Source organism: Calorimonas adulescens, assembly GCF_008274215.1.
GTDB lineage: Bacteria > Bacillota > Thermoanaerobacteria > Thermoanaerobacterales > UBA4877 > Calorimonas > Calorimonas adulescens.
Genome location: NZ_VTPS01000017.1, coordinates 54,965 through 60,964, shown reverse-complemented (window position 1 = coordinate 60,964; position 6,000 = coordinate 54,965). Strand labels below are relative to the sequence as shown.

3 protein-coding genes are annotated in these 6,000 nt (G+C 44.5%); all 3 read right to left on the bottom strand.

Annotation, left to right across the window (positions count from 1 at the left end):
• Window positions 1-60: 60 nt before the first annotated feature.
• The 3 genes from FWJ32_RS10570 to FWJ32_RS10560 all read right to left on the bottom strand — a co-directional run bounded on the left by FWJ32_RS10570 (window position 61) and on the right by FWJ32_RS10560 (window position 5,834).
• Window positions 61-1,839, bottom strand: coding sequence for a peptide-binding protein (locus tag FWJ32_RS10570; protein WP_203227732.1), 1,779 nt, complete (start codon window positions 1,837-1,839; stop codon window positions 61-63).
• A 414-nt stretch (window positions 1,840-2,253) separates the two neighbouring features.
• The gene (locus FWJ32_RS10565) at window positions 2,254-4,104 is read right to left on the bottom strand and encodes an ABC transporter ATP-binding protein (RefSeq protein WP_238988862.1); all 1,851 of its coding nucleotides are present in this window, start codon (window positions 4,102-4,104) and stop codon (window positions 2,254-2,256) included.
• The gene (locus tag FWJ32_RS10560; protein ID WP_149545921.1) at window positions 4,104-5,834 is read right to left on the bottom strand and encodes an ABC transporter ATP-binding protein; all 1,731 of its coding nucleotides are present in this window, start codon (window positions 5,832-5,834) and stop codon (window positions 4,104-4,106) included. Before FWJ32_RS10560 ends, FWJ32_RS10565 begins: the two co-directional genes overlap by 1 nt.
• Window positions 5,835-6,000: the final 166 nt, after the last annotated feature.

Sequence of the window (6,000 nt, the reverse complement as noted above, 5' to 3'; positions counted from 1 at the left end):
TGAATTTTCATGTGTCTGTTTTTTAGTGTGTGGCCCGGCATTAGCCGGGCACAACTGCTCTTATGGATTTACCAGCTCAGCCTGATAGATGTAATACGTCCAGTCCTCATACGGACTTATCTTAAGTCCCTTTACCCTTGAGCTTATGCCATATGCATCGTCAGAGTAGCTCAAGAACAGGTATGGAAGCTCCTCGTTTGCCAGTTTTATCCACTGTTGATATATCTCTTTCCTCTTCTGCTGGTCTGTCTCCCTAAGGCCCTGTTCAATCAGTTTCTCACTCTCATCATTTCTCCACCCTACTGAATTAAATCCACCTTTAACATCCTGTGATATGGAGAATATCCCCGATGGGTCTGGGTCTATAGAGAGCGACCACGCCATATTATACATTTCAAAGTTTTGCTCGTCGTATACCTTTGTAGAAAGGGTTGAAAACTCCATCAGCTCTGGCACCACCTCTATGCCCAGTTTTCCCCAGTTGTCTTTTACTATGGGTATGAGGGTATCCACATACTTACTTCCTGTATATGTCATCCAGTGTATGACAAATTTTTCACCGTCTTTATACCGGAAGCCATCACTGCCTTTAACCCAGCCGGCCTCATCCAGGAGCTGATTTGCCTTGTCCGGGTCATAGGGGTATTTGTTGATGTCATCAGTGTATGCCCACGATACCAAGGATACAGGTGCATTGCAGACCTGTCCGTACCCCTTATAGTATGCATCAATGAAGCCCTGCCGGTTGAGGCCATACATGAGGGCCTGCCTCACCCTCTTGTCCTTAAACTTGTCAAGCCGCAGGTTCCACCCAATGTATCCATAGCTGTTGGACGGATAGTATATGATGTTTATAAATCCTGCGTCCTGCAGCATCTTAATGTTCTCCGGCCTGGCCGCTACTATATCCACATCCACTCCACCCGTGGTAAGCTCCTGTATGACCGTATCAGCATTGGTAACCTTCATGATGAGGTTCTTTATCTTTGGGGCGCCCTTCCAATAATTGGGGTTAGCCTCAAAGTCTATCTCCTGTCCAGCCTTATAGTCCTTAAATACATACGCCCCGGAGCCCATGGGCTTCAAGAAAAGGTCTTTGAGCTTCTGTATGTTGCCCTTCTCGAAGTTATAGTAGTCCTTGCACATAATCCCGTAGCCAAAATCACTGGTTAATGCTGAAGCCTTTACATCCTTGAGAGTAAATGAGATGGTATAGTCATCTATCACCTTGATGCCTTCAAGCTTCGGCACCTTGCCCTCCTTGTCGTTATGATACTCATCATACCCCACCAGGTCCATCACGGAATCCATCCTGGGGCCATCATAGTTAGGGTCTGCTATGGCTGTGTATGTAAACTCCACGTCCTTTGCGGTAAGTTCCTGGCCATTGGTAAACTTTATCCCCTTTTTCAAATGGAATGTATATGTCTTGCCGTCCTCTGATATATCCCAGCTCTCTGCCACATTGGGTATCGGGTTACCCTTCTCGTCGTTCATCAAAAGGCCGTCAAAGACAAGCTCTGTAACATATGAGTCATATACCGAATCTGCGTAGATAGGGTTAAACTTCCCAGACGGCGCTGTCGTACCCACTATCAGGGTATCCGGCCTGTTCTTAGCTGCAGCCGGTATATTGGCAGGATTTGAGGCCTCTATGACCTTTACCACTGAAGACTCCGATTTAGAGACATCCACCGGGCCTGAACCCTGAGCAGGCGGCTGCTGGGCCTGTTGCTGCGGCTGGTTTTGCCCAGTACCAGAAGTTGACGAACTGCAGGATGTCAGTATGAGCACAACCACCATCAAAAGAACTAAAAATGCAGGTGCCTTCTTTTTCATTTTTCCCCCTCCCAAATTATTAGTTTTATTTAGATTATCTTTTTTCCTCCATTGTTGCAAACTGTATAATTATGCCGATAATGCACTTTTGAGTATTTTATCCCTAAATTACTGCTATTTTCATTTTTTATCTCATGTTTTTGCTTTAAGTAATTATACTATCATAATTTTAGCATTATTTCCTTATTAATATTATAATTTAATTTTGCCAGGGAATAAGAGTCATGTACGGATAGCAAAAGCCACTAACCCATGGAAAAGACATGCCCACCTTACCGGAACAACGGCAAAATTATTACCGGGTGCTTTGACTAATACTAAGCCTGCTCAAAAAATTATACCGCCATGGCAGATAAAGCCGAGGCGGTATCGCAATATCCTCTTTATTGATATAATCAAAATCTACAGGCTTAGTCACACAGCATCCCCTGCAAAGGCTCCCAAAAACTGGCTCTTATAGAGGTCAGCATAGAATCCATTCTCTTTCATGAGCCCATCGTGTGTCCCCTGCTCAATAATCCTACCATCATTCATGACAAGAATAAGGTCTGCATTCCTTATGGTAGAAAGCCTGTGTGCAATGACAAAGCTGGTCTTTCCACTCATGAGGTTTTTCATAGCTTTCTGTATATATATCTCTGTGAGTGTATCCACATTGCTTGTAGCTTCATCCAGTATCAATATATCAGGGTCTGCAAGTACAGCCCTGGCAATGGTGATAAGCTGCTTTTCTCCCTGAGAAATATTTGAGGCCTCCTCATTGAGTATCGTGTCATATCCATCCGGAAGAGCTTTTATAAAGTGGTGCGCATTGGCTATTTTGGCAGCTCTAATTATTTCTTCTTCTGTAGCCCCCTCCTTGCCGTAGGCTATATTTTCCCTTACAGTCCCCCTGAAAAGCCATGTATCTTGAAGGACCATGCCAAAAATTCTGCGCAGGTTTTCCCTCTTCAGGTTCATTATGTCTATCCCATCCACCATAATTTTACCCTTCTGCACATCATAAAACCTCATCAAGAGATTTACAAGGGTGGTCTTGCCGGCACCGGTCGGTCCAACTATGGCAATCATCTGTCCGGATTTGACGCTTATGTTTAGGTCTTCAATCAACGGAGCGTCCTCGTTGTAGCTGAAATAGACATGCTCAAAGTCCACTTCTCCCTTTGCATCTTCAATCGTGGCTGCGTTCTCTTTATCCGGGATCTCTTCAGGTTCATCCAGCACCTGGAACACACGTTCAGCGGAAGCAAGGGTAGACTGTATTATATTCACTATGTTGGCTGTCTGTGTTATAGGCTGCGTAAACTGCCTTGAATACTGTATAAACGCCTGGATATCACCTATGGCTATACTCTTTCTTGTCACCATTACCCCGCCCACCACACATACTAAGACATAGCCTATATTGCTTATAAAATTCATTATGGGCATTATAATTCCTGATACAAACTGGGCTCTCCATGAGGCGTCATACAGCCTGTCATTAATTTCTATAAACTCCTTAACTGCATCCCCTTCATGCCCGAACGCCTTGACAACGTTGTGCCCGCCATACATCTCTTCAACATGGCCATTGAGTTCCCCAAGGGTCTTCTGTTGCCGCGCAAAATATCGCTGCGAACGTGACGCTATGGAAGTGGTTGCTATTATGCTGAGCGGCAGAGTTATTGCTGTAACAAGTGTAAGGACAGGGCTTATGGCAAGCATCATAATCACCACACCAATGAGTGTGACAACTGCGGTGATGAGCTGTGTCACGCTCTGCTGCAGTGCATTGCTTATGTTGTCCACATCATTGGTCACGCGGCTCAAGATATCTCCGTGTGAATTACTGTCATAAAACCTCAGGGGCAGCCTTGAGAGCTTTTGCATTATGTCCTTCCTCATGTTTAAGACTACCTTTTGAGAAACCCCCGCCATGATATACTGCTGTACATAGGCAAAAAGCGAACTCAAGATGTACAGTGCAACCAAAACTAAAAGTACATTCGATATATAATGAAAATCCACAGCAGCACCTGGTATATGATTCAACTTTGCCATAAATCCTTCAAAAAGTTTGGTGGTTATCATGCCTATAAACCGTGGGCTCAATATATTAAATATTGTACTCAAGGCTGCCATAATGAATACCAGGGCAACCTGTACCGTAAAGGGTTTTAGATACACCAAAAGCCTCTTTAAACTGCCCCAGAAATCTTTCGGCTTTTCTACAGCCATCGCCATAGGCGGCCCACCTCCATGGCCTCCATGACGCCTCTCCATCATAATACCACCTCTTCTTCTGACAACTGCGACAGCACAATATCTCTATATACATCGCAGCTTCTATACAGTTCTTTGTGAGTGCCAATCCCAACAACTTTACCCTCATCAAGTACCACAATCTGGTCTGCGTCCATTATAGTGCCAACCTTTTGCGCTACCATAATGACTGTAGCATCATTTGTCTCTTTGCGAAGTGCCTGTCTTAGCCTTGCGTCGGTTTTAAAATCAAGGGCAGAGAAGCTATCATCAAAAATATATATCTTCGGCCTTCTTACAATAGCCCTGGCAATGCAGAGTCTCTGCTTTTGCCCACCTGATACATTGGTACCTCCCTCTGAAATGATTGTATCGAACTTATCATCCATTTCTTCAATAAAGTCAAGGGCCTGAGCTATTGAGGCCGCATGCCTTACCTCATCGTCTGTGGCATCATCCTTGCCATACCTTATATTCTCTGCTATAGTCCCGGTAAACAGCGTAGAACGCTGTGGTACATAGCCTATGTTGGACCTCAAAACATCCTGAGGTATCTCCCTTATGTCTACCCCATCGATGAGTATACTGCCCTTTTCCACATCATAAAACCTCATAATCAGGTTGAGCAATGTGGTCTTTCCCGCACCAGTGCCCCCTACTATTGCAGTAGTTTTACCCGGTTCAGCTTTAAAGGTGATATTTGAAAGGACTGCCTCTTCTGCCCCCGGGTAGCGGAATGTCACATCCTTGAATTCCACACCCCCCCTGACTTCCTCTGGTATCTGAGGTTTAACTGGATCCATTATCCCTGGCATCGTATCCAATACCTCATTTATCCTCTCCGCAGACGCCGAGGCCCGCGGATACATTACGAATATCATTGATACCATTGTCACAGAAAACATTATCTGCATTGCATACTGAATAAACGCCATCAGGTCGCCCACTTGAATGATTCCCGCATCTATCCGCCTGCTGCCAAACCATATGATAACAACGGTCGTCATGTTAAAAATCAACATTGTAATAGGCATAAGGCCTGCCATTAGCCTGTTAACCCTTATGGCCGTATCGGTAAGGTCTTCATTTGCGTCATCAAATCTCTTTTTCTCGTAGTTTATCCGGTTGAAAGCCCTTATTACCCTCACCCCAGTAAGGTTCTCCCTCAAAACCCTGTTAATGGTATCAATCTTTTTCTGAATTGACCTGAAGAGCGGTACAGAAATCCTTGATATAGTCACTATTACTAAGGCGATAACCGGTATGACCACAAGAAATATCCATGAGATGCTTGGCGCTCTTGAGATGGCCATAATTATGCCGCCTATCCCCATTATAGGGGCCATTGCCACCATTCTCAATGACATCATCGTAACCATCTGTATCTGTGTCACATCATTGGTGGTCCTTGTTATAAGGGAAGCTGCCCCAAAGGTGTCAAACTCACTTAACGAGAATCTCTCTACACGCTTGAATATCTCCTCTCTAAGTGCCTTACCTAATCCCATGGCTGCATGGGACGAAAAAAAACTGGCCAATACCGCACTTAAAGCCCCGCCCAATGCTACCAAAAGCATTTTTATACCCACTGACATGATATAATTGATATCGCCATTCACTATTCCCGTATCAACGATGTCCGCCATCAGTGTTGGAAGATAAAGATCCGCCATCGACTGAAAAAAAACAAGTGCAAGCGCCGCTGTAACCAAATGCCAGTATGGCTTTAAATAACTCAGAACCCTGACCACTCATATCCCTCCCTCTTGCTGTTTCGCATAAACCAGTAATGTTTATTTTATCACTTTTTTATAGCCCTTACAACAAAACCATATAAATATTACTCACCAGTTCTTTTGCGGCCTTAGCACCTTTGTGGCTGCTGCATATGCATCCTCAACAGATACTGGCAGAAAT